The sequence below is a fragment of the Alloalcanivorax gelatiniphagus genome (genome assembly GCF_005938655.1).
Lineage (GTDB): Bacteria > Pseudomonadota > Gammaproteobacteria > Pseudomonadales > Alcanivoracaceae > Alloalcanivorax > Alloalcanivorax gelatiniphagus.
In genome coordinates, this window is record NZ_VCQT01000025.1 from 24,238 (window position 1) to 46,524 (window position 22,287).

Annotated in this window: 20 protein-coding genes and 2 tRNA genes; 8 read left to right on the forward strand and 14 right to left on the reverse strand. The window is 65.3% G+C overall.

Translation table 11 applies throughout. From position 1 onward, the window contains the following. Nucleotide 1: 1 nt before the first annotated feature. Genes sdhA through sdhC form a run of 3 tightly spaced genes read right to left on the reverse strand, consistent with a single transcriptional unit; the run spans nucleotide 2 to nucleotide 2,520 of the window. Nucleotides 2-1,777, reverse strand: a complete 1,776-nt coding sequence (gene sdhA / locus FGS76_RS06940) for a succinate dehydrogenase flavoprotein subunit (RefSeq protein ID WP_138771896.1) — start codon at nucleotides 1,775-1,777, stop codon at nucleotides 2-4. Nucleotides 1,778-1,780: 3 nt separating this feature from the next. Next, nucleotides 1,781-2,152 carry a succinate dehydrogenase, hydrophobic membrane anchor protein gene (sdhD, locus tag FGS76_RS06945; protein ID WP_138771897.1) on the reverse strand — a complete coding sequence of 124 codons (372 nt, stop codon included), beginning with the start codon at nucleotides 2,150-2,152 and terminating at the stop codon, nucleotides 1,781-1,783. After that, the gene (sdhC, locus tag FGS76_RS06950; protein ID WP_138771898.1) at nucleotides 2,146-2,520 is read right to left on the reverse strand and encodes a succinate dehydrogenase, cytochrome b556 subunit; all 375 of its coding nucleotides are present in this window, start codon (nucleotides 2,518-2,520) and stop codon (nucleotides 2,146-2,148) included. The genes sdhD and sdhC overlap by 7 nt, the downstream gene beginning before the upstream one ends. Nucleotides 2,521-3,095: 575 nt before the next feature. On the opposite strand from sdhC, the gene gltA reads away from it, so the two are divergent. From gltA to FGS76_RS06965, 3 genes are all read left to right on the forward strand, one after another. Then, the gene (gene gltA, locus FGS76_RS06955) at nucleotides 3,096-4,382 is read left to right on the forward strand and encodes a citrate synthase (RefSeq protein ID WP_138771899.1); all 1,287 of its coding nucleotides are present in this window, start codon (nucleotides 3,096-3,098) and stop codon (nucleotides 4,380-4,382) included. Between the two features lie 110 nt (nucleotides 4,383-4,492). Continuing rightward, nucleotides 4,493-5,569, forward strand: a complete 1,077-nt coding sequence (locus FGS76_RS06960; protein ID WP_138771900.1) for an SMP-30/gluconolactonase/LRE family protein — start codon at nucleotides 4,493-4,495, stop codon at nucleotides 5,567-5,569. A gap of 4 nt (nucleotides 5,570-5,573) precedes the next feature. Beyond that, nucleotides 5,574-6,455, forward strand: a complete 882-nt coding sequence (locus FGS76_RS06965) for an NAD(P)-dependent oxidoreductase (protein ID WP_138771901.1) — start codon at nucleotides 5,574-5,576, stop codon at nucleotides 6,453-6,455. Here FGS76_RS06965 and FGS76_RS06970 read toward each other — a convergent pair whose 3' ends face one another. Then, nucleotides 6,456-7,508 (reverse strand): amidohydrolase family protein, encoded by a 1,053-nt coding sequence (locus tag FGS76_RS06970; RefSeq protein WP_138771902.1) that lies wholly within the window; start codon nucleotides 7,506-7,508, stop codon nucleotides 6,456-6,458. Nucleotides 7,509-7,690: 182 nt separating this feature from the next. Here FGS76_RS06970 and FGS76_RS06975 point away from each other — a divergent pair, with 182 nt between their 5' ends. Next, complete coding sequence (locus FGS76_RS06975) at nucleotides 7,691-8,089, forward strand: MbcA/ParS/Xre antitoxin family protein (RefSeq protein WP_138771903.1); 399 nt, start codon at nucleotides 7,691-7,693, stop codon at nucleotides 8,087-8,089. Then, entirely contained in the window at nucleotides 8,086-8,787 is a 702-nt protein-coding gene (locus tag FGS76_RS06980) for an RES family NAD+ phosphorylase (protein ID WP_138771904.1), read from the forward strand. Before FGS76_RS06975 ends, FGS76_RS06980 begins: the two co-directional genes overlap by 4 nt. Nucleotides 8,788-9,224: 437 nt before the next feature. On the opposite strand, the gene FGS76_RS06985 is transcribed toward FGS76_RS06980, so the two are convergent. The 4 genes from FGS76_RS06985 to FGS76_RS07000 all read right to left on the reverse strand — a co-directional run bounded on the left by FGS76_RS06985 (nucleotide 9,225) and on the right by FGS76_RS07000 (nucleotide 11,254). After that, nucleotides 9,225-9,300 (reverse strand) — tRNA-Glu (locus FGS76_RS06985). Nucleotides 9,301-9,305: 5 nt separating this feature from the next. Further along, nucleotides 9,306-9,381, reverse strand: a tRNA-Ala gene (locus FGS76_RS06990). A 115-nt stretch (nucleotides 9,382-9,496) separates the two neighbouring features. Further along, nucleotides 9,497-10,987, reverse strand: coding sequence for a glutamate--tRNA ligase (gene gltX / locus FGS76_RS06995; RefSeq protein ID WP_138771905.1), 1,491 nt, complete (start codon nucleotides 10,985-10,987; stop codon nucleotides 9,497-9,499). A 108-nt stretch (nucleotides 10,988-11,095) separates the two neighbouring features. Then, entirely contained in the window at nucleotides 11,096-11,254 is a 159-nt protein-coding gene (locus FGS76_RS07000; RefSeq protein ID WP_138771906.1) for a DUF1328 domain-containing protein, read from the reverse strand. Between the two features lie 152 nt (nucleotides 11,255-11,406). Here FGS76_RS07000 and dusA point away from each other — a divergent pair, with 152 nt between their 5' ends. From dusA to FGS76_RS07015, 3 genes are read left to right on the forward strand one after another with little or no spacing between them, the layout of a single operon-like run. After that, nucleotides 11,407-12,465, forward strand: a complete 1,059-nt coding sequence (gene dusA / locus FGS76_RS07005; protein ID WP_138771907.1) for a tRNA dihydrouridine(20/20a) synthase DusA — start codon at nucleotides 11,407-11,409, stop codon at nucleotides 12,463-12,465. Nucleotides 12,466-12,519: 54 nt separating this feature from the next. Continuing rightward, nucleotides 12,520-13,476: a transaldolase gene (locus FGS76_RS07010; RefSeq protein ID WP_138771908.1), complete on the forward strand. Its 957-nt coding sequence runs from the start codon at nucleotides 12,520-12,522 to the stop codon at nucleotides 13,474-13,476. After that, nucleotides 13,473-13,913: a tellurite resistance TerB family protein gene (locus FGS76_RS07015; protein WP_138771909.1), complete on the forward strand. Its 441-nt coding sequence runs from the start codon at nucleotides 13,473-13,475 to the stop codon at nucleotides 13,911-13,913. The genes FGS76_RS07010 and FGS76_RS07015 overlap by 4 nt, the downstream gene beginning before the upstream one ends. 96 nt (nucleotides 13,914-14,009) lie before the next feature. Here FGS76_RS07015 and FGS76_RS07020 read toward each other — a convergent pair whose 3' ends face one another. From FGS76_RS07020 to hrpA, 6 genes are all read right to left on the reverse strand, one after another. Further along, nucleotides 14,010-14,909 (reverse strand): MlaA family lipoprotein, encoded by a 900-nt coding sequence (locus FGS76_RS07020; RefSeq protein WP_240692451.1) that lies wholly within the window; start codon nucleotides 14,907-14,909, stop codon nucleotides 14,010-14,012. Nucleotides 14,910-15,026: 117 nt separating this feature from the next. Next, entirely contained in the window at nucleotides 15,027-15,794 is a 768-nt protein-coding gene (locus tag FGS76_RS07025) for an HvfC family RiPP maturation protein (protein WP_240692452.1), read from the reverse strand. Then, a complete protein-coding gene (locus FGS76_RS07030; protein WP_138771911.1) occupies nucleotides 15,794-16,660 on the reverse strand; it encodes an HvfB family MNIO-type RiPP peptide maturase in 867 nt (288 codons plus the stop codon). Before FGS76_RS07030 ends, FGS76_RS07025 begins: the two co-directional genes overlap by 1 nt. 45 nt (nucleotides 16,661-16,705) lie before the next feature. Next, nucleotides 16,706-16,978: a hypothetical protein gene (locus tag FGS76_RS07035; RefSeq protein ID WP_138771912.1), complete on the reverse strand. Its 273-nt coding sequence runs from the start codon at nucleotides 16,976-16,978 to the stop codon at nucleotides 16,706-16,708. A gap of 126 nt (nucleotides 16,979-17,104) precedes the next feature. Next, nucleotides 17,105-18,235, reverse strand: a complete 1,131-nt coding sequence (locus tag FGS76_RS07040) for a beta-ketoacyl-ACP synthase III (protein ID WP_138771913.1) — start codon at nucleotides 18,233-18,235, stop codon at nucleotides 17,105-17,107. Nucleotides 18,236-18,404: 169 nt separating this feature from the next. Continuing rightward, nucleotides 18,405-22,256, reverse strand: a complete 3,852-nt coding sequence (gene hrpA, locus FGS76_RS07045; RefSeq protein ID WP_138771914.1) for an ATP-dependent RNA helicase HrpA — start codon at nucleotides 22,254-22,256, stop codon at nucleotides 18,405-18,407. Nucleotides 22,257-22,287 lie beyond the last annotated feature (31 nt).

Sequence of the window (22,287 nt, forward strand, 5' to 3'; positions counted from 1 at the left end):
ATTAGTAGGTCCGGACCTTGGGCTGGAAGGTGTCCACGGTCTTCGGCTTGAAGTTCACTTCGCGCTTGCCCAGCTGCTTGGTACGCGGATCGTAGATGGAATGGCACAGCCAGTTCTCATCGTCCCGGTCCGGGTAGTCGTAGCGGGAGTGGGCGCCGCGACTTTCGGTGCGGTTGTAGGCCGCGATCGCGGTGGCCTCCGCCACTTCCAGCAGGTTGTCCAGCTCCAGGGCTTCCACACGGGCGGTGTTGAAGGCGTTGCTCTTGTCTTCCAGATGGGCGTTGGCGATGCGCTCGCGCAGGTTGGCCAGCTTTTCCACGCCCTCTTCCATCAGATCGCCCTTGCGGAACACACCAAAGTGATTCTGCATGGTGCTCTGCAACTCCTTGCGCAGGACCGGCACGGATTCGCCGCCCTTGGAGTCGTTCCAGCGGTTGACCCGGCTCAGCGCGGCGTCGATGTCGTCGTCGCTGGGCTCGTACTGGGTCATGCCCTGGCGCAGCGCGTCCTCGATATAGAGGCCGGCTGCGCGGCCGAACACCACCAGGTCGAGCAGCGAGTTGCCGCCCAGGCGGTTGGCGCCATGCACTGATACACAGGCTACTTCGCCCACCGCGAACAGACCGTTAACAACCTGATCCTCGCCTTCGTGGCCGCCGCTCATTTTCAGCGCCTGGCCATGAACGTTGGTGGGAATACCGCCCATCATATAGTGGCAGGTGGGAACCACCGGGATCGGCTCCTTCACCGGGTCGGTGCCGGCGAAGGTGATGGCCAGCTCACAGATGCCCGGCAGGCGACTGTGCAGCACTTCCTCGCCGAGATGGTCCAGCTTCAGGTACACGTAGCTGCCATCCGGGCCGTCGCCGCGACCGTCCAGAATCTCCATCATCATGGAGCGGGCCACCACGTCACGGGACGCCAGGTCCTTGGCGTTGGGGGCATAACGCTCCATGAAGCGCTCGCCGTCCTTGTTGATCAGGTAGCCACCTTCGCCACGACACCCTTCGGTGACCAGCACGCCCGCGCCGGCGATGCCGGTGGGGTGGAACTGCCACATCTCGATGTCCTGGACCGGCACGCCGGCACGCAGGGCCATGCCCACGCCGTCGCCGGTGTTGATCAGGGCATTGGTGGTGGAGGCGAAGATACGGCCGGAACCGCCGGTGGCGAACACCGTGGCCTTGGCCTTGAAGAATACGGTCTCGCCGGATTCGATGCTGATGGCGATCACGCCACAGACGTTACCCTGGGCGTCCTTGACCAGCTCGGCGGCGTACCACTCATTATAGAACTGGGTGCCGTTCTTCAGGTTTTGCTGGTACAGGGTGTGCAGCAGCGCGTGACCGGTACGGTCGGCGGCGGCACAGGTACGGGCGGCCTGACCGCCTTCACCGAAGTTCTTGGACTGACCACCGAAAGGACGCTGGTAGATGCGGCCTTCCTCGGTGCGGGAGAACGGCAGACCCATATGGTCCAGCTCGAACACCGCTTCCGGACCCACCTGACACATATATTCGATGGCGTCCTGGTCACCGATGTAGTCGGAGCCCTTGACGGTGTCGTACATGTGCCAGCGCCAATCGTCATTGGGATCGGCGGAGGCGATCGCACAGGTAATGCCGCCCTGGGCGGACACGGTGTGCGAACGGGTCGGAAACACCTTGGAAATCAGCGCGGTTTTGAAACCGGATTGCGCCATCTGCAGGGAGGCACGCATGCCCGCGCCCCCGCCACCAACGACGATCGCGTCAAAAGTAATGGTACGAATGGACATGGGTTATGCGCCTCCCCAGATCGTCAGCAGACCCCAAAGGATGTAGACCAGCAGCAGCAGCGCGATGGCCATTTGCCCCACCAGACGAACACTGGTGGCGGCCTTGCCAAACGTCAGGCTGGTCAGGTAGTCGGTGGTCACGCTCCACAGGCCGATCCAGGTATGGGCGGCCACGGAGAACAGCATCAGGGTATTGGCGATGCGCATCGGCACCGAACCCATGAAGGCACTCCAGGTGGCGTAATCCAGATCACTGTTGCAGATCAGATAGCCGACCATGCCGATCACATACACCGCGATCACCACGGCGGAGACCCGTTGAATCAGCCAGTCATAAAGGCCGTTACGGCCAAGGCTCGTTACGCTCGTTACCATATCCAGGCTCCTGCCAGCAGAATCAGCACCACGGTGACGATGAACGTGAGCTTGGCGCCACGTCGGCCGCCTTCGAGGGTCTCACCCACGCCGGCGTCCATGATCAGGTGGCGGATGCCGGCCACCAGGTGATAGGAAATAAAGGACAGGATCGCCCACAGCACCAGTTTGGCGAAGGGCGAGGTCATCACTTGTTTCAGGTCCGCAAAGCTCTCGGGGGACGCCAGGGAGCGATCCATCATCCACAGCAACACGGGCAGGGCCACGAAGATGGCCACACCGGTAATGCGGTGGGTGATGGACGCAATGGCGGTGACCGGGAACTTGATCGTCGTCAGATCGAGGTTAACGGGTCTCTTGTCGTTCACGGTAGCCTACACTTTTGCCGGGCCCCGGCGGTGACCGGAGCGGTTGTCGGGAACTTGGCACCAACGGCGGCGTCGTAACACCTGTGAGGTTTGGCCGATGCTGCCCGGGCCGGGGTGGAGCCCACTGAAGCCTGATCACCACGCCATGCCGGGCCATGGGGTCCGGGCGGCGCAGGCGGGAGACTTCGTCGCGGGCGGCAGTATATCGCCGCGCCTGCGGCAAAACAAACGTCAACCACCTGTTTTTATAGTAGACGGAACCGGTGTGGCCGGCTCGTGAAGGGGCCCGGGACGAACGCCCTCCCCCGCCCTTAATCGCTTGTTTTCCAAAGCCCTTTGCCCGGCGCCCGGGCGGCAGGCGGCAGCGGAATGCCCTCTGCCGGTGCGTGTAATCGACTGTTTACCCTACAAAAGTGGCCAACGGGGGCGCCGGCTTCTCGTTGACAAAGACCCATCAAAACTTTAACGTCCCCCGCGCTCTGGAGGACCTTCCCCACGGGACCCACGGCGATTGAGCCACCAGGTTAATCGCGCGCCCGGCGGGTGTACCCTCTATACACCGAGGAGAAATTCCCATGACCGAGAAGAAAGCCATTCTCAAGGTAGAGGGCCGCGACGATCTGGAATTGCCGATCCTGACGCCTACCCTGGGCCGCGATGAGATCGACGTTTCCTCCCTGACCGCCAATGGCCTGTTTACCTTCGACCCGGGCTTCACGTCCACCGCCTCCTGCGAATCCAAGATCACCTATATTGATGGTGAAGTCGGTAAGCTGCTGCACCGGGGCTACTCCATCGAGGATCTGGCCGCCAAGTCCGACTACCTTGAAGTGTGCTACCTGCTGCTCAACGGCGAACTGCCGAATGCCGAGCAGAAAGAGGCCTTTGTCGGCACCGTGAAAAACCACACCATGGTGCACGAGCAAATCCGCAATTTCTTCAACGGCTTCCGCCGTGACGCCCATCCCATGGCGATCATGTGCGGCGTGGTGGGCGCCCTGTCCGCCTTCTACCACGACTCCCTGGACATCACCAATCCCGAGCACCGTGAGATCACCGCCTATCGGCTGATCGCCAAGATGCCGACGATCGCGGCGATGTGCTACAAGTACGGCCTCGGCCAGCCGCTGATGTATCCGCGCAACGACCTCGGCTACGCGGAAAACTTCCTGCACATGATGTTCGGTAATCCGTGCGAGGAAACCCAGGTCAGCCCGACCCTGGCGCGGGCCATGGACAAGATTTTCATCCTGCACGCCGACCACGAGCAGAACGCCTCCACCTCCACGGTGCGTCTGGCGGGCTCCTCCGGCGCCAACCCGTTCGCCTGCATCGCCGCCGGCATCTCCGCCCTGTGGGGTCCCGCCCACGGCGGTGCCAACGAAGCAGTGCTGAACATGCTCGACGAAATCGGCGACATCAGCCAGATCGAAACCTACATCGCCAAGGCGAAGGACAAGAACGATCCGTTCAAGCTGATGGGCTTCGGCCACCGGGTGTACAAGAACTACGACCCGCGCGCCACCGTGATGCGTGAGTCCTGCCACGAGGTGCTCAACGAGCTGGGCGTCAACGATCCCAAGCTCGAGCTGGCCATGAAGCTGGAAGAAATCGCGCTCAGCGATCCCTACTTCAAGGAGAAGAAGCTGTTCCCGAACGTGGACTTCTACTCCGGCATCATCCTCAAGGCGATTGGCATCCCGACCTCCATGTTCACCGTGATCTTCGCCCTGTCCCGCACCGTGGGCTGGATCGCGCACTGGAACGAGATGATCTCCAACCCCTACAAGATCGGCCGCCCCCGCCAGCTCTACACCGGCGAGAAAGAGCGCACCATGGTGCCGCTCAACGAGCGCAAGTAACACGCGCTCCGCGTCGATCCGAAAAGCCGCCTCCGGGCGGCTTTTTTTATGCCCACCCAGTGCCTACACTGCTGACCGGAGTTTCTGGATCAGTCTGATAGGGAAAGACAATGAAAAAAATCATCGTGGCACTGATCATTGTGGCGCTGGCCGCCTATTTATTGTTCTGGCCGGTGCCGGTGGAACCGGTGGCCTGGCAGGCGCCGGCGGCGCCGGCCCTGGAAGGCCGCTACGGGATCAATGACAAGCTCGACGGCGTGGGGCGCCTGGCCGCCGGAGAAGGGGTGGGCCCGGAAGACGTGGCCATCGACGAGGCCGGCAATCTGTACGTGGGCTACCAGGACGGACGACTGGTGCGCTTCAACCCGGACGGTAGCGATCCGGACCTGATCGTCAACACGGACGGCCGCCCCCTGGGCCTGGACTTCGCCCCGGACGGCACCCTGGTGGTGGCCGACGGCTACCGGGGCCTGCTGCGGGTCAACCCGGACTCCGGCGCCCTCACCGTGCTCACCGACAGTGCCGACGGCGTGCCGTTCCGCTTTACCGACGACGTGGACGTGGCCTCCGACGGCACCGTCTATTTCACCGACGCCTCCTCCAAGTTCGGCCCGGCCATGCACGCCCGGGACGACATCATGGAGCACGGCGGCCACGGCCGCTTCCTGCGCTTCGACCCGGCCACCGGCGCCACCACGGTGCTGATCGACGGCCTGCAGTTCGCCAACGGCGTGGCCCTGTCCCGGGACGAGGACTTCGTGGTGGTCACCCAGACCGGCAGCTATAACGTGCTGCGCTACTGGCTCAAGGGCGACCGGGCCGGCCAGCATGAGGTGTTCTTCGACAATTTGCCGGGCATTCCGGACGGCATCTCCGCCAACGGCGATGGCACCTTCTGGGTGGCCCTGTTCGCGCCGCGCAACGACACCCTGGACGCACTCTCCGACAAACCGCTGCTGCGCAAGCTGGTGTTCCGTCTGCCGGCCTTCATGCAACCGCAGCCGGCCCGCCATGCCTTCGTGCTGGGCCTGGACGAGCAAGGCCAGGTCACCGCCAACCTGCAGCACCAGGACGAAGGCGCCTTCGCGCCGATCACCAGCGTGGAGCAGCACGGCCAGCGCCTGTACCTGGGCAGCCTGACCCGCGACAGCTTCGCCGTTTACCCGCTCACCCCCCGTCAGGAGTAATGCCATGACCACCGCCGCCTTTATCGGCCTGGGCAATATGGGCTACCCGATGGCCGGCCACCTGGCCCGCGCCGGGATTCAGGTTACCGTCTACAACCGCAGCGCGGACAAGGCGCGGCGCTGGGTGGAGGAATACGGCGGCGGCCGGGCGGATACCCCGGCCCAGGCCGCCCGGGGCGCCGGGTTGGTGTTCGTGTGCGTGGGCAATGACCGGGACCTGCGCCAGGTGACCCTGGAGCAGGATGGCGCGGTGTCGGCCCTGGAGCCGGACGCGGTGCTGGTGGACCACACCACCGCCAGTGCCACCATGGCGGAGACCCTGGACGCGGCCTGCCGCGAGCAAGGCGCCCACTTCATGGACGCGCCGGTGTCCGGCGGCCAGCAAGGCGCGGAAAACGGCCAGCTGTCGATCATGTGCGGCGCCGCGCCGGCCACCTTCGAGCGGCTGTCGCCGGTGCTCGCCCACTACGGCAAGACCGTGGTGCACATGGGCCCGGTGGGTCAGGGCCAGCTCACCAAGATGGCCAACCAGATCTGCGTGGCCAGCGTTATCCAGGGGGTGGCGGAGGCGATCTCCTTCGCCCGGGATGCCGGCCTGGACGCGGAAAAGGCCATGCAGGTGATCGGCGCCGGCGCCGGCGGCTCCTGGCAGCTGGTCAACCGCCACCGCACCATGCTGGCCGACCAGTACGACCACGGTTTCGCCGTGGACTGGATGCGCAAGGATCTGGACATCTGCCTGGCCGAGGCCACCCGCCTGGGCAGCAGCCTGCCGACCACCGCCCTGATCAACGAGTTCTACAAGGAAGTGCAGGCCATGGGCGGCGGCCGCTGGGACACCTCCAGCCTGCTACGCCGGCTGCGCCGGGACCGCGACCAGGACTGATCAGTCCTGGCGGTCGGGCTTGGCCCGGGCGCCCTGCTCCGGCACCAGCGCCAGGGCGTTGTCCCGGGCCAGCGCCCGGGCCACGTCCTCCGGCAGCGCGCCCAGCAGCGGCCGGTAGGCGTCGAGAATCTTCTTCATGCTGTCGAAATGGCCCACCAGATCGGTGCCCAGGGTAAAGCGATCCGGGTGGTCCTCGATCAGCTTCAGCCAGCTGTCGTCCGGCTCGCCGTCATCGAGCAGATAGTGCTCGCGGACGCTCCAGGACAGGTCGATGTAAAGATTGTCGTAGCGGTCCAGCAGCGCCCGGATGATCTCCGGCAGCGTATCCAGCGGCGCCTGGCGCTTCTCCACCCCGCCACTGGTGCCGGCATGGGCCAGCACGAAACGGGTGTCCGGGTGCGCCGCCAGCGCGTCCTCCAGTTCCTGCAGATAAATCGGCGTTTCCTCGCGCAGCGAGGTCAGGTTGCTGTGCAGCAGCACCGGCAGCTGGTAGCGGCCGGCCAGGTCGTACACCTTCATCAGCGCCGGATGGTTGGCCCGGGGCGTCTCGCCACTGGTCAGGGCGGTCAGGTCATCGTGGCGGGTAATCACCTCGCCGATGCCCCGCCACAGCCCCGGGTAGCGCTCGATCAGCGCCTCCACGTGGCGGGCCGCGTGCATGTCGGTGGGGTTGAAGCCACTGATAAAGGGAATCAGCCGGCGCCGCTGGGATTCCGGCAGCTTCAGCAGGGCCCGGGCCAGCAGGTCGTCGGTGGCGCTGTAGTAGTAGAGCGGCGCTTCGTCGCCCAGATAATAGCGGGGCCGGCGCGGCGCGCTGGCTTCCCATTTCTTCATTACCGGCAAACCGAACACCCAGGCCTGCTCCACCCCGGCCCGGTCCATGGCCTTGAGCATGGCGGCGCTGCCCTCGCTCTCCTGCATGAAGTCCACGTAGTGCAGGTGGGCGTCCACCCAGGCATAGTCCCGCTGGTTATTGGCCCGCTCACTGGCCGCTGTGGGTTGGGCGGCGGACAAACCGCTGATCAACAGTGCCAGTGCCACGACGATACGCATTCCCTTCTCCCTGTTCCGGTTCGCAAAGGCTCGGTGAAAAGACCCCGGCGGGCAACGGCGGTTTCGCCGTCCCCGGGTGTTTGAACATTGTTTGACAGTCCGCCCGGGGGTTAATGTCCATTTGTGGACATTAAAGGCTTTATTCGCTTACTATGGACGTAACCTTTTCGAGGAGAAGCCCCATGCAAGCGGTTCCGGCTGCCCAACCTCTGGATGATCAAGCCCGCCATGCGGCACTGCGGGCGGTGTTGCGTCTGTTCGAGCACTGGCAGTGCTCGGAGAAGGAAAAGATGGCCCTGCTCGGGGTCGGCCGCTCCACCCTGCACAAGTATCAAGGCCGCCCGGACAGCGCGCGCATCAGCAACGACCTGCTGGAACGGCTCAGCTATCTGCTGAATATCCATCAGGCACTGCGCACCCTGTTCGCCAACAAGGAGAACGTGTACGGGTTCGTGCGGCTGCCCAACCACAACCCGTTCTTCAACGGCGCCAGCCCCATGGATGTGATGAGCAACGGCCGCGTGGCCAGTCTCTATGAGGTGAACCGGCAACTGGACAGCCTGCGCGGAGGCCAGTGGTGACGGTCCCCGAGGATCTGCCGCTGCACGGGTTTCCGGATCAGGACGCCTACCGGCTGGTGAATGGCAGGTACCCGCCCATCGAGATCTTCGACGACGTGGCCGATCAGGCCGACTTCGAGGCGCTCTACGCGGTCCAGGCGCTCACCAATCCGCGCCTGCGGATGCAGGTGGGCGAGCTGCACCGGGTGCCGCCGGATCGCCGCCCCTGGGGAATTCCCGGCTGCAACTACGCGCTCGGCCCGTTCGTGCATCTCAGCCCGCTGGGCTCGCGCTTCTCCGACGGCGACTACGGCGTGTTCTACTGCGCCGAGCGCATGGCCACCGCCATCGCCGAGACCCGCTACCACCAGCAGCATTATTTTCGGAACGTGCCCGGGCTCAAATACGACCGCATCGTCATGCGTGGCCTGCGGGTGCGCTTCAGCGCCCGGCTGCGCGACATCCATACGCCCTACCGGGACGACCACGGCTGGTACCGGCCGGACGACTACGGCCCGGCGCGGCGGCTCGGCCGGAGCCTGTTCGACGCCGACGAGCACGGCCTGGCCTACGGCTCCGTGCGCCATGAAGGCGCCCTCTGCTTCGCCCTGCTCTCTCCGCACCTGATCCAATCGGTCACCCCCGCCACCCATTACGAATACATCTGGGACGGCGAGAACATCGCCCACGTGCTCACCATCCGACGGCTGGGCGTTTAGGAGCGACTGTAGGAGCGGCTTCAGTCGCGATAACGTTGACGCCAGAACCGATCGCGGCTGAAGCCGCTCCTACAAAAGCGTGCCAGCCTGGGCTTCGGGCTTCGTCGAGGGGCAACGACAAGTATCCTCGGGACTGCGCCCCTTCCAGGATCGCTGTAGGAGCGACTTCAGTCGCGATGAAGATGACGCCAGGCCGATCGCGGCTGAAGCCGCTCCTACAAAAGCGTGCCAGCCTGGGCTTTCGGCTTCGTCGAGAGGCAACAACAGGTATCCTGGGGCAGCCCGGCCTAGGCGGCCCCGCCGGAAATCACAGATTTCCGGCGTTCGCCGGCGCGAAGCTGTGCTTCGCGAATTCCCGGCTCACCCCCTAGGGGAGTGCGCCTCCCCCAGAGGTGAAACGCCAAATAAAAAAGCCCCGGAGCCGGGGCTTTTTTATTTGGCGTCCCCTAGGGGAGTCGAACCCCTGTTACCGCCGTGAAAGGGCGGTGTCCTAGGCCACTAGACGAAGGGGACGTATTTGGTGGAGCCAGGCGGGATCGAACCGCCGACCTCTACAATGCCATTGTAGCGCTCTCCCAGCTGAGCTATGGCCCCAAAACTGTCCCACCGGGTCATGCCCTGTGTGGAGCCGCGTATTTTACGCAGCGCCCCTACCCTGTCAAGCACTCGCCGGCGGTTTTTGACGGTTCGGTGTCCGTCTGCTCAACGCTTAATCAGTTTGTTGAAAAAGTGCACCGAATTCCTTTTCCAGCTTCTTGGTTTGCTTCTTTGAGACGCCACCCAGCACCTCGATGGCGTGGCGCAGTCGGGCGCGGCTCAGGTCCGGGCCCAGCACTTCCATGCTGTCCACCACCGAAAAGCTGGCGCTGGTGCCGGCAATGGCCACGAATACCGGGAACAGGAAGTCCTTGATCTTCACGCCCAGGGCGTCCGCCAGAGTCTTGGCGTCGGCGAACAGTCCGTCCCGTTGCCAGTCGCGGCGGGCTTCGCAGGCCCACAGATAGAACTGCAGCCATTGCTTCTGGGCATCCAGGTCGTGGTTGGGGTGCTGGAAGTCCGCTTCCGTCACGGTCACCTGGCCGGCGAAACAGAAGCCGGCCTTGTCGATCACCTCACCGAAGGTCTCCACCCGCTGTTTGACGTGGGGCAGCACCTTCAGGGCGTAGTCCCGGTTGAAGGCCCAGTGCACCAGTTGGTCCAGGAACTGTTCGTCGGACAGGTCACGCAGCCATTGGCCGTTCAGCCAGCTAAGCTTCTCCACGTCGAACACCGGCCCGCCCAGGGACACCCGCTGGATGTCGAAGGCGGCCTGCATGTCGTCCAGGGTGAAGCGTTCCCGCTCGTCGGGCATGGACCAGCCCATGCGGCCCAGGTAGTTGACCACCGCCTCGGGCAGAAAGCCCATGCGGCGGTAGTAGTTGATGCTGGTGGGGTTCTTGCGCTTGCTGAGCTTGGATTTGTCCGGGTTGCGCAGCAGCGGCATATGGCACAGCACCGGCATGTCCCAGCCGAAGTACTCATAGAGCAGCTTGTGCTTGGGCGCGGAGTTGAGCCATTCCTCGCCCCTCAGCACATGGGTGATTTCCATCAGGTGGTCATCCACCACATTGGCCAGGTGGTAGGTGGGCATGCCATCGGACTTGAGCAGGATCTGCGCGTCCACCAGGGCCCAGTCCAGTTCCACCGGGCCGCGCAGCAGGTCGTGGATTTCACAGCGGCCATCCCGGGGCACCCGCATACGGATCACATAGGGGGCGCCGGCGGCCTCGCGGCGGGCCTGCTCGTCGGCGTCCAGCTCCAGATCCTCGGGCTTGAGCGCCCGGTTCTCGCCGGCTTCCTTGAGCGCGGCGCGCAGCTGGTCCAGTTCCTCGGCGCTGCGGTAGCACTTGAAGGCGTGCCCCTCGGCCAGCAGCCGCTCGGCGTGCTCCCGGTAGATATCCGCCCGTTCGCTCTGGCGGTAGGGGCCATGGGGGCCGCCCACGTCCGGGCCCTCGTCCCAGTCCAGACCGAGCCAGCGCAGCGAATCCAGGATCGCCTGTTCGGAGGCGTCGGTGGAGCGGCTCTGATCGGTGTCCTCGATACGAAGGATGAACTGACCGCCATGCTGGCGGGCGTAGCAGAGATTGAACAGAGCGATGTAGGCGGTGCCCACGTGGGGGTCGCCGGTGGGTGAAGGCGCCACCCGGGTGCGAACGGTCATGCTGACTCCGTGGCCGGATACAAAAACAAGAGGGCCCGCATTATAGAAGATGCGGGCCCTCTTATCAGCCGGTCCCGGAAGGAACCGGCTACTGGTGCGGAAAAGCCGTCAGCGTCGGCGTCCCAGCACCAGACTCACGATCCAGATCACCAAAAAGACCACAAACAGAATCTTGGCGATGCCGGCTGCCGTGCCGGCGATACCACCAAACCCCAGTACCCCTGCGATAATGGCAATAACGAGAAAAATCAGACTCCATCCCAACATGGTTTTCTCCCTGCGTTGTCTTCGGTGTTGTCTATGAAAGACGAAGCAGAAAAACCCGGCAAGATGCTTTTACACGAATATACCTTTGTTTTCGGTGTTTTTCGGTTCGCCCGGTTTCCCGTTGCCGTCATCGCCGTGCGATAATCGGCGCCATGTCCGATCATCTTTCCCCCAGCGCCCCGGCGGTCTGTCCCGGCCCCCCGGCGGCCCCCGCGCCGGCCCCCTTGTCCCGGCGTTTTTCCATTGCGCCAATGATGGCCTACACCACCCGCGACTTCCGCTATCTGGCGCGGCTGATCACCCAGCGTACCCTGCTCTATACCGAGATGGTGGTGGCGCCGGCGGTGATCCATGGCGACCGGGACCGGCTGCTGGGCTTCGACGCCGCCGAGCACCCGCTGGCGGTGCAGCTGGGCGGCAGCGACCCGGCCCAGTTGGCGGAGGCGGCGCGGATCTGCGCCGACTACGGCTATGACGAAATCAATCTGAACGTGGGCTGCCCGTCGGACCGGGTTCAGCAAGGCAAGATCGGCGCCGTGCTGATGGCGGAGCCGGATCAGGTGGCCCGTTGCGTGGACGCCATGAGCGCGGCCACCGACGTGCCGGTGACGGTGAAAACCCGTATCGGCATCGATGACCAGGACGACTACGCTTTCCTGCACCGCTTCGTCAGCCATATGGACCGGGCCGGTTGTCGCAGCCTGACCATCCATGCCCGCAAGGCCATCCTGGCGGGGCTGTCGCCCAAGGAAAACCGGGACATCCCACCGTTGATCTATGAGCGCGCCTACGCCATCAAGCAGGATTTCCCGCACCTGGAGATCATCCTCAATGGCGGGCTGCGCGACATCGACGGCATGCTCGCCCACCTGGGCCAGGTGGACGGCCTGATGGTGGGCCGCGAGGCCTACATGAACCCCTGGTTCCTGGCCGACGTGGACAGCCGCGTGTTCGGCGAGCCGGGCCCGGCGCCGGACCGGCGCGCGGTGGCGGAGGCGTTTCTGCCCTACCTGCGGCGCCGCCACGCGGAGGGCGTGCACCCCAAACACGTGCTGCGCCATGCGCTCAATCTGTTTCAGGCGGTGCCCGGTGCCCGGGCCTACCGCCGCCATCTCAGCGAGAACGCCCACCGCCGGGACGCCACGCCAAAGGTATTCGAAGAAGCACTGGCTCTTTTGGACGCGGCCACCGTTGGCTATGCTGCTTCTTGAACACTCATGCAACGCAGGCCGCCAGGACGGCGCGCCAACAGGAAGGTGCAGATCATGACGAGCAAACGGCAACAACTGGAACAATGGACCACGGTGGTGGCGGATACCGGCGACCTGGAGAAGATCGCCACCCTGCGTCCCCACGATGCCACCACCAACCCGTCCCTGCTGCTCGCCGCGGCCCGCGACGAGCGCTTCCGCTACCTGCTCGATCAAGCCCGTGAGCTGGCCCGGGAAATGGGCCATGGCGACGACCTGGCCTGGTGCTGCGACGCCTTCGCCTGCGTGACCGGCCAGGCGGTGCTGGAACATATTCCCGGGCTGGTCTCCACCGAGGTGGACGCGCGCCTGTCGTTCGACGCCGCCGCCACCGTGGAAAAGGGCCGCCGGTTAATCGCCCTGTACCGGGAACTGGGCGTGGACAGCGACCGGATTCTGATCAAGGCCGCCGCCACCTGGGAAGGCATCCAGGCGGCCCGCGTGCTGGAAGAGGAAGGCATCCACTGCAATCTGACCCTGGTGTTCGCGGTGGAGCAGGCGCTGGCCGCCGCCGAGGCCGGCGCCACCCTGATCTCCCCGTTCGTGGGCCGTATCCGCGACTGGCACGTCAAACAGGGGCTGGAGATCAACCATATCGACCAGGACCCGGGCGTGCAGTCCGTGCGCCGTATCTTCCACCTGTTGAAGGCCCGGGGCCTGGAAACCATCGTGATGGGCGCCAGCTTCCGTAACGCCGCCGAGATCGAAGCCCTGGCCGGCTGCGACCGCCTGACCATCAGCCCGGCGCTGCTGGACGAGCTGGCCAACGACCACGGCGAGCTGGAGCGGCGCCTGGAAGATACCAGCGTGGAACCGGAAAGCGACTGGCAGCCAATGAACGAAGCGGCGTTTCGCTGGTCACTGAATGACAACCCCATGGCCTGCGATCTGCTCAGCGACGGCATCCGGCGTTTCGCCGCCGACCAGCGGGCTTTGGAACTACGGCTCAGCGAGGAGGAGATCGCCGCGTGAAATGGCTTGCCCGCCTGTTCCCCACTGAACAGCGGACCACCGAAACCAGTACCCAGGACCTGCACCGCGCCGCCGCCGCCCTGTTAATGGAGGTGGCGCGCACCGACGGCAAGGTGGACGAACAGGAAGAACGTCTGCTGGTCCAGGCGGTAAAACGGCACTGGCAACTGGACCAGACCGAGATGGACGACATCGTGGCGGAACTGCGCGAACGGGTGGAAGCCGCCACCGATCTGTTCGAGTTCACCCTGCCCCTGCGCGAACGCTGGGACCCGGAGACCCGGGTCCGGCTGATCTATGACATGTGGGCCATCGCCGCCGCCGACGGCAAGGCGGACGTTCACGAAGAGCAGCTGATCCGGCGGGTTTCCGACCTGTTGTACGTGTCCCACGGCGACTACATTCGCGGCAAGCTGGCCGCCCTCGGCGAGCAGTAACCCTCCCCCACCCTCCACGTAGGAGCGGCTTCAGCCGCGATCCGGGTGATAACAACCCATGATCGCGGCTGAAGCCGCTCCTACGCCGGGTTCGGCTTACCAGCCGTCGTCACCATTCATGTCCGGGTCCTCGTCCGGCAGCGGCGGCGCCGCCGCGTCCGGTCCCTCGATCTGCACCAGCCGCCGCTGCAGGTAGGCGTTGCGGATAAAGGTGTAGCGGTCACCGACGATATTTTTCTCCAGGTCCAACAGATCCGCGCGCAGATCAATGCCGTACAGCGCCGCCACGCCGTAGCGGGTCAGGTCATCGTCGATGTAGGTGGGCGGCCACAGATAGGCGCTGGGGTACAGGGTGCCGGTGTCACGCACCGACGACGGCCCCAGGATCGGCAGCACCAGATAGGGGCCGGACGGCACGCCCCAGCGGCCCAGGGTGACATCCAGGTTGGTGTCGGAGTTGTTCAGGTTCATATCGCTGGCCACGTCGAACAGCCCGGCCAGACCCAGGGTGGTGTTCACCGTGAAGCGGCCCAGGTTGCTACCGGCCTCCCCCCAGCGCCATTGCAGCGCATAGTTGATGGAGTCGCCGATGTCGGCCAGGTTGCTGAAAAAGCGCGTCACCGTGTCGTCCAGCCACTGGGGGGTGATCCAGCGGTAGCCCTTGGCGGTGGGCTTGATGGCGTAGCGGTCGACGAAATCGTTGAAGCCGAAGATCTTGCGGTTGAAGCCCTGCCAGGGGTCGCGCTTCTCGAACTCGGCGGCGCCGCCGCGATCAAAGGGCGTGGACGCCTCGCCCCAATCGTCACCGGCATCGGCCATATCGGCGCCATCGGCGGCGTCAGCAGCTTCAGCGGTATCGGCGGCGCCGGCGGCACGGGGATCATCCCGGGCCGGGGCCTGGGACGGGGGCGACGCTTCCTCGGCGGGAGATTGGGAAGGCGAGTGAGCACAGCCGGCCAGGGCGACCCATAACAGAGCAGGAATCCATACGCGCACGGGCAAAAGTCCTTTATTTGTCATTTTGTCGTGGGCGCATTATAGCGGCGCGCCCGGTGGGCAGGGCAACCGCCGACAGGCCGGCAACCGCCGTTGCCCCGGCCACCGGGGCGTTGTCTAGTGGTCTTGCCCCGGGCGGGTACCCAGGATCACGCCGCGCTGGCGCAGGCCGGCCAGCAGGTCGGCGCCGAATGTCCGCAGGGCGGCCGGGGCCGGGTGGCCCATTTCCTCGCCCAGGCGCGCCAGCAGCTGTTCGCCGCTGGCGTCCGGGTGCGCCTCGGTCAGCGCCAGCAGGCGGGCGGTGGCGGCGTTGATTTCCATAAACGCCACGCTTTCGGCCTGGTCCCGATAGATCAGCAGCCACACCGGCTGCTCCGGCGGCGTGGTCGGGCGATGGTCCGGGCCGATCCGGTGCACCGGCCAGCGGTACCCCAACACCCGGTGCAGGGGCGACAGGCAGGGGGCGCCGTGCAGCAGGTCCCCGTCCGGCTGGACCGGGACGGCGGCCGGCTCCTGGGCGGTTTCCAGCACCACCTCCATCCATTCGTAATGGGCCAGCTCCACCAGAAACGGCGGGGCGTCGTCGCCGGGCTGGTATTCCTCCGACAAAAACGTCACGAACTCCCCGGCGATATCGAGAAAATACGGCGACCGTGAGCCGTGGTCGTGGAAGAAGGCGCGCACCAGAGCCCGCCAGGCCGGCTCGTCATGGAGCGAGCGCAGTACCGGAAAGCCCTTTTCCAGGAAGCCGTTGATGTTGTTGAAGAACAGCTTGCGGTAGACCGCCAGCCGCCGCTCCTCGATACCGCCCGGCGGCGGGTGGCGCTCGGGATCACGGAGATGGGCGGCGAATTGCCGCTGGATGCGCTGGAACTCCGGCTCCATCAGGCGCTCCGGATCGACCGGGCGGCGCCCTGGTCGTGGTGGGCCCGCTGCATATCACCGATATGGCGCAGCTCATCGCACAGCGCCTCGAACGGCGGAAAGTTGAAGTCGCGCTCCAGCAAGGTGGGCAGCACCCCGAATTCACGGTAAGCCACTTCCAGAAGCCGCCATACCGGGTCGATCACCTCGGCGCCGTGGGTGTCCACCTTCAGGTCTTCGGCTTCGTCGTAATGGCCGGCCACGTGCACATAGAAAATGCGCTCGCCGGGCAGGCCACGGATGAAATCGGCGGCATCGTAGCCGTGATTGATGCCATTCACATAGGCATTGTTCACGTCCAGCAACAGGCCGCAGTCGGCCTCTTCCAGCACCGCGCGCACGAACTCCAGCTCGCCCAGGGCGGCGCTTTCCTGCACCGGCGGCGTGGCGTAGTAACTGACGTGTTCGATGCCAATGCGCTGGCCGAGAAAATCCTGCACCCGGCGGATACGTTCCGCCACGTAGTGCACCGCTTCCTCGGTAAAGGGAATCGGCATCAGATCGTAAAGATGGCCGTGGTCACCGCAATAGCTCAGATGCTCGGTGTAACAGAGCACGCGGTGTTCGGCGAGAAACCCCTTGATCTGACCAAGCAGCTCGAAATCCAGCGGCTCGGGGCCGCCCAATGACAAACTCAGGCCATGGCTGACAGAGGGGAAGCGTTCGGTAAAGGCGCGGAACTCACGCCTCAACCGCCCGCCCATGGGAATCCAGTTCTCCGGCGCCACTTCCAGAAAGTCCACCGGAGGCGATACCGCCTGGGACAACGGGCCCATCAGGGCCCGTCGCAATCCCAGACCGGTACCGGTCACGGGGAAGCGGGTCATGGGAGACACACTACCGGCACGAGAGGAACAGTGGGCATCGGCCGCTTAGCCTTTGCCGCCGCAGCTGCCCTCGGATTTCTTGTCGGCGCCGCCGCAGCTGCCTTCGCCTTTCTTATCGCCCTTGTCGCCGCAGGTGCCTTCACCGCACTTGCCTTCACCGTCCTTGGAGTGATCGCCGGCCAGTTGATAGCCACTCTGCAGATCGGTGGCACCGAACGGGTTGTCGGCGGCCTGTACCGCGGGAATGGACATTGCCGAAGCGACGACGGCGGCGCCAAGGGTGGCGGCCAGCGGGTTGAGTTTTCTTTCTTTGGACATGATCGATCTCCTGAAACGCATATTCGCTGATTGTATGAAGCTTATTGTGCCCGGCGCGGGTGGCGCCGAGCACCCATAGAGACACGAACCAGGTAAAGATCACGTGGAGACGAGTGTTTCTTTTTGTCAGCGCACCCGGTTCAGTACCACGCTGCCGATGGAGTAACCGGCACCGAAGGAGCAGATCACGCCGTGGGTGCCCACGTCCAGGTCCGAGCTGTGCTTGTGAAAAGCGATGATCGAACCGGCGGAGCTGGTGTTGGCGTAATCGTCCAGAATCACCGGTGCTTCCTCGCGGGTCGCGTCCCGGCCCAGCACGCGGCGGGCGATAAACTCGTTCATGCTCAGGTTGGCCTGGTGCAGCCACATGCGTTTCACGTCGCTCACCGGCACCTGCAGATCGCTCAGGTGGGAAGTGATCTGTTCCGCCACCATCGGGCAGACTTCCTTGAACACCTTGCGCCCTTCCTGGCGGAACAGCTTGTCGCGGGCGCCCACGCCGGACGGATCGGTGCGGTTCAGAAAACCGAAATTATTACGGATATTGTTGGAAAAACGGGTCTGCAGCCGGGTGCCCAGCACTTCCCACTGGGTGTCGCTGGTAGCATCGTCGGCGCGCTCCAGAATCACCGCCGTGGCCACGTCACCGAAGATGAAATGGCAATCCCGATCCTGCCAGGCCAGGTGACCGGAACAGATTTCCGGGTTGACCATCAGCACGCGGCGGGCGGAGCCGTTGCGGATCGCGTCCACGCCGGTCTGGATACCGAAGGTGGCGCTGGAACAGGCCACGTTCATGTCATAACCCCAACCGTGTTCCATGCCCAGGGCCTGCTGCACTTCCACGGCCATGGCCGGATAGGCGCGCTGCATGTTGGAACAGGCCACCAGCACCGCGTCCAGGTCGTCGGCGCTCAGGCCCGCGTTGTCCAGCGCCTGGCGCGCCGCCTTGACGGCGATCTCCGCCTGCACCGACAGTTCGTCGTCACCGCGCTCGGGAATGCTCGGGCACAGGCGGTCCGGGTCCAGGATGCCTTCCTTATCCAGCACGTAACGCTGCTTGATGCCGGAGGCTTTTTCGATAAAGGCGCTGTTGGACGGGGTCAGTGCTTCCCGTTCACCGGCCTCGATGGCCGCCGCGTGCTCGCGGTTGTGGCGCTCAACGTATTCGTTGAAGGAAGCCACCAGTTCGTCGTTGGTAATGGATTTTTCAGGGGTCCAGAGTCCGGTCCCGCTGATCACTACGGAATGGGTCACAAGCCTGTCCTCGCACAAAGGGCGCCCCGGGCAGGGATCGCCTCGACAGTGTAAATAGGTCAATTATCCGGATATGACAGGTCCGGCGCAAAGGGTGTGGCTCGGATCGCGGCTGAAGTCGCTCCTACAGCATCACCCCTGTAGGAGCGACTTCAGTCGCGATCCAAGCTCAACAGGCCTCCCACTGCTTGTTGAGCCGCTTGGCGGACACCGTCACCCGCGTGCCCAACGGCTGGGCGAACAGGCTGACCCGGTACTCCTCCATCATCCAGCGGAACAGGCGCAGCGGTTCCGGCTGCCGCCAGACCGGTGTGTCCCCGGCGCGGCGCTGGAAGCGCTCCCGGTAATCCTCCAGTTCCGCCACCAGCGCCCGATCACGGCCGGTCTGGCCGCCCAGTTTTTCCAGCCGCTGGGTCACCGCCGCCAGATAACGGGGGTATTCGCGCAACCATTCCGACTCCGGCGCCAGGGGAAAATCGTCGCCAAACAAATCCGCCAGCTGGGTTTTCAGGTCCCGGTGGGCATGGGCCCAGGCCAGCGGAAAATTCTTTTCCAGCCGCGCCATGGTGTCGCGGTAGGCGGCGAACAGATCGCCGTAGTCGCTGAGCGCCTTTTCCGCCGCCGCCACGAAACCGCCGCGCCCGGCATCGAACCGGGCACGCCAGCTGTCCGCGTCGCGCACCGGCTGGTCGTGAAAGTGGAAATGTTCGGCGGCGATGCGCAGCAGAACCCGCTCCAGGCCCTGCCGGCCCAGTTCGGATTTTTCCGCTTTCAGTTTCTGGAAGCCCGGGCGCTGGCCGGCGAAGCGTTTCAGCCCGCGCACCTGGTCGCCCAGCGCCAGCAACGCCAGCCGCGCGCAGCCATAGCCGTGGTACCAGGCGGCGTCAGCGGCGTCGGCACAACGCCGCAGCGCCACCCGGTCGCCCCGGTCTTCCAGGGCCGGGTAATGGCGCAACCGCAGGCCGCCCTGCGTGCGCTCCTCGCTGTCCGGCAGGGTGCCGAAGCACCAGTCGCGCCCTTCCAGCTCCGGCTCGTCGTCCACCGTCGGCGCCGCCGCCACCTGCTCGGCGAAGGCGCGGCGCAGGGCCGCCGGGTCACGGCCTTCGCGCAGGGTGTTGCCCTGGTCGTCCACCACCCGCACGTTCATGCGCAGATGGTCGGCCAGACGGTCCACCGGCCATTCTTCCTGCTCCACCCGGACCCCGGTGATGCGCTGCAACGCCCGGGTCATGGCCGGCAGCAACGGCTGGTCCGGCGACAGCGCTTCCATCAGGGCGGTGACGAAATCGGGCACCGGGACGAAATGGCGCCGGCGGGCCTTGGGCAGGCCGCGGATCAGGGCTTCCAGTTTTTCCCGCAGCAAACCGGGCACCAGCCAGTCCAGGCGCCAGTCATCCACCTGCCCCAAGGCCGGCGCCGGCAGCACCAGGGTGACGCCGTCGGTGTCGCCGGTGGGGTCGAAACTGTACTCCAGGGGCAGGCTCAGACCATCCAGCTCCAGGCGGTCGGGGAACGCCTCCTCGCCCACCTCCGGATTGCGTGACAACAGGAAGTCGTCGTCCATGTGCAGCGCCCGACGCTGGGCCTCGGTGGCCTGCTTGCGGTACCAGGTGTCCAGATGGGTCAGGCTGTACAGGCCGTCCGGAAGCCGTTCGTCGTAGAACGCCACCCGCGCCTCCTCGTCCACCAGAATGTCCCGGCGGCGCAGCTTGTGTTCCATCGCCTCCAGCTGTTCCAAGCGCTCCCGGTTGGCCTTCACGAAGGCGGGCTCGCGGCTCAGCTGGCCGGCCACCAGGCCCTCGCGGATCATCAGTTCCCGGGCCAGCTGCGGGTCCAGGGGGCCGTAGTTCACCCGCCGCCCGGACGCCAGGATCAGGCCGAACAGATTGACCTGCTCCTTGGCCATCACGCAGCCGCGCTTCTTCGACCAGTGCGGTTCGAAGTACTGGCGCTTGATCAGGTGGGCCGCTTCCTGTTCCACCCACTGCGGCTCGATGCTGGCCACGCAGCGGGCGAACAAACGGCTGGTCTCCACCTGCTCGGCGGCCATCAACCAGCGCGCCTTGGTCTTGCTCAAGGCGGAGCCCGGCCAGATCAGCGGCTTGCGGTTGCGGGTGGACAGCCACTCGCCCTCCTCGCTGCGCTGCATCACATTGCCCAGCAGCCCGGTCAGCAGCGCCCGGTGCACCGACTGGTAATCCGCCGGCTCGGCGTTCAGCACCCAGCCCTGCTCCCGGGCCAGCAGCAACAACTGCCGATGGGTGTCGCGCCACTCGCGCATGCGCGACGGCGCCAGAAAGCTCTTTTTCAGGGTTTTCTCGAACTGATTGCGGGTCAGTTCCTCACGCTGCTCCTCCGCCCAGCGCCACAGATTCAGGAACCACAGGAAATCACTGTCCTTGTCCTCGAACGGCTGGTGGGCCTGGTCCGCCTGTTGCTGTTTGTCGCGCGGGCGTTCCCGGGGATCCTGCACCGCCAGGGCGGCGACGATCACCAGCACCTCGGCGAGCGCCTTCTTGTCGGCGCCGCCCACCACCATGCGCGCCAGGGTCGGGTCCAGCGGGAAGCGGGCCAACTGGCGCCCCAGAGGGGTGGGCTTGCGGCCCTTGTCGAGGGCGCCCAGTTCTTCCAGCAGCCGGTAGCCGTCGCGGATAAAGCGCCCGTCCGGCGGCTCCATGAACGGAAAGTCCTCCACCGATCCCAGGCGCAGATCCGCCATTTGCAGAATCACCGCCGCCAGATTGGTGCGCTGGATTTCCGGGTCGGTGAACGCCGGCCGCTGCAGAAAGTCGTCCTCGTCATAGAGCCGGAAGCAGATGCCCGGCATCAGCCGGCCACTGCGCCCGGCACGCTGGTTGGCGCTGGCCTGGGACACCGGCTCCACCGGCAGCCGCTGCACCTTGGAGTGCACGCTGTAGCGACTGATGCGGGCGGTGCCGGCGTCGATCACATAGCGAATACCGGGCACCGTCAGGGAGGTTTCCGCCACGTTGGTGCTCAACACCACCCGCCGGCCCCGGTGCGAGGAAAACACCCGCTGTTGCTCGGCGCCGCTCAGGCGCGCGTACAGGGGCAGCAGCTCGGTGTCCCGAAAATCACAGTGTTTAAGGTGATGATGGACATCGCGAATGTCCCGCTCGCCGCTGAGAAACACCAGCACGTCCCGAGCCGGCGGCGGCCCGTCCCGGCGTTCCTCGCGCTGGATTTCGCGCAGCACGTCCTCCACCTGGGGCCCCAGGTCCCGCTCTCCCTCCGACGGCCGGTAACGGAGTTCCACCGGATAGGTGCGCCCGGACACCTCGAACACCGGCGCGCCCTGGAAATGATCGGCGAAGCGCTGGTGGTCGATGGTGGCGGAGGTAATGATCACCTTCAGATCCGGGCGCCGGGGCAGCAGCTGCCGCAGATAGCCGAGCAAAAAGTCGATGTTGAGACTGCGCTCGTGGGCCTCATCGATGATCAGGGTGTCGTATTGATTCAGGAACCGGTCGTTCTGAATTTCGCTGAGCAGCATGCCGTCGGTAAGCAGCTTGATCAGGCTGTCCTCGCCCACCTGCTCGCTGAAGCGCACCTTGTAGCCGACCTTCTCGCCGACCCGGCTTTGCAGTTCCTCCGCCAGCCGTGCCGCCACCGAACGGGCCGCCAGCCGGCGCGGCTGGGTGTGGCCGATGTAACCGTCCACGCCACGGCCCAGCTCCAGGCAGATCTTGGGCAACTGGGTGGTTTTGCCGGAGCCGGTTTCGCCGGCCACCACCACCACCTGATGGTCACGGATGGCCGCCGCCAGCTCTTCCCGGTGGCGCACCACCGGCAGGTCCGGCCACGCCAGCGGCGCCGTCACCAACGCCTGGCGGCGGGCCCGGGCGGCCACCGAGGTCTCGATGGCGGCGGCCACCTTGTCGCGGCCGCCGGCGCTGAAACGCCGGGCCAGGCCGTCCAGGCGTTTTTTCAGACGCGGGCGATCACCGCCCCGGGCCTGCCGCAGACGTTGATAAAGATCCTGTAATGAAGTTTCGGTCATGAAAATCCGTGTTGGCGGAAAGCGGCCGCCC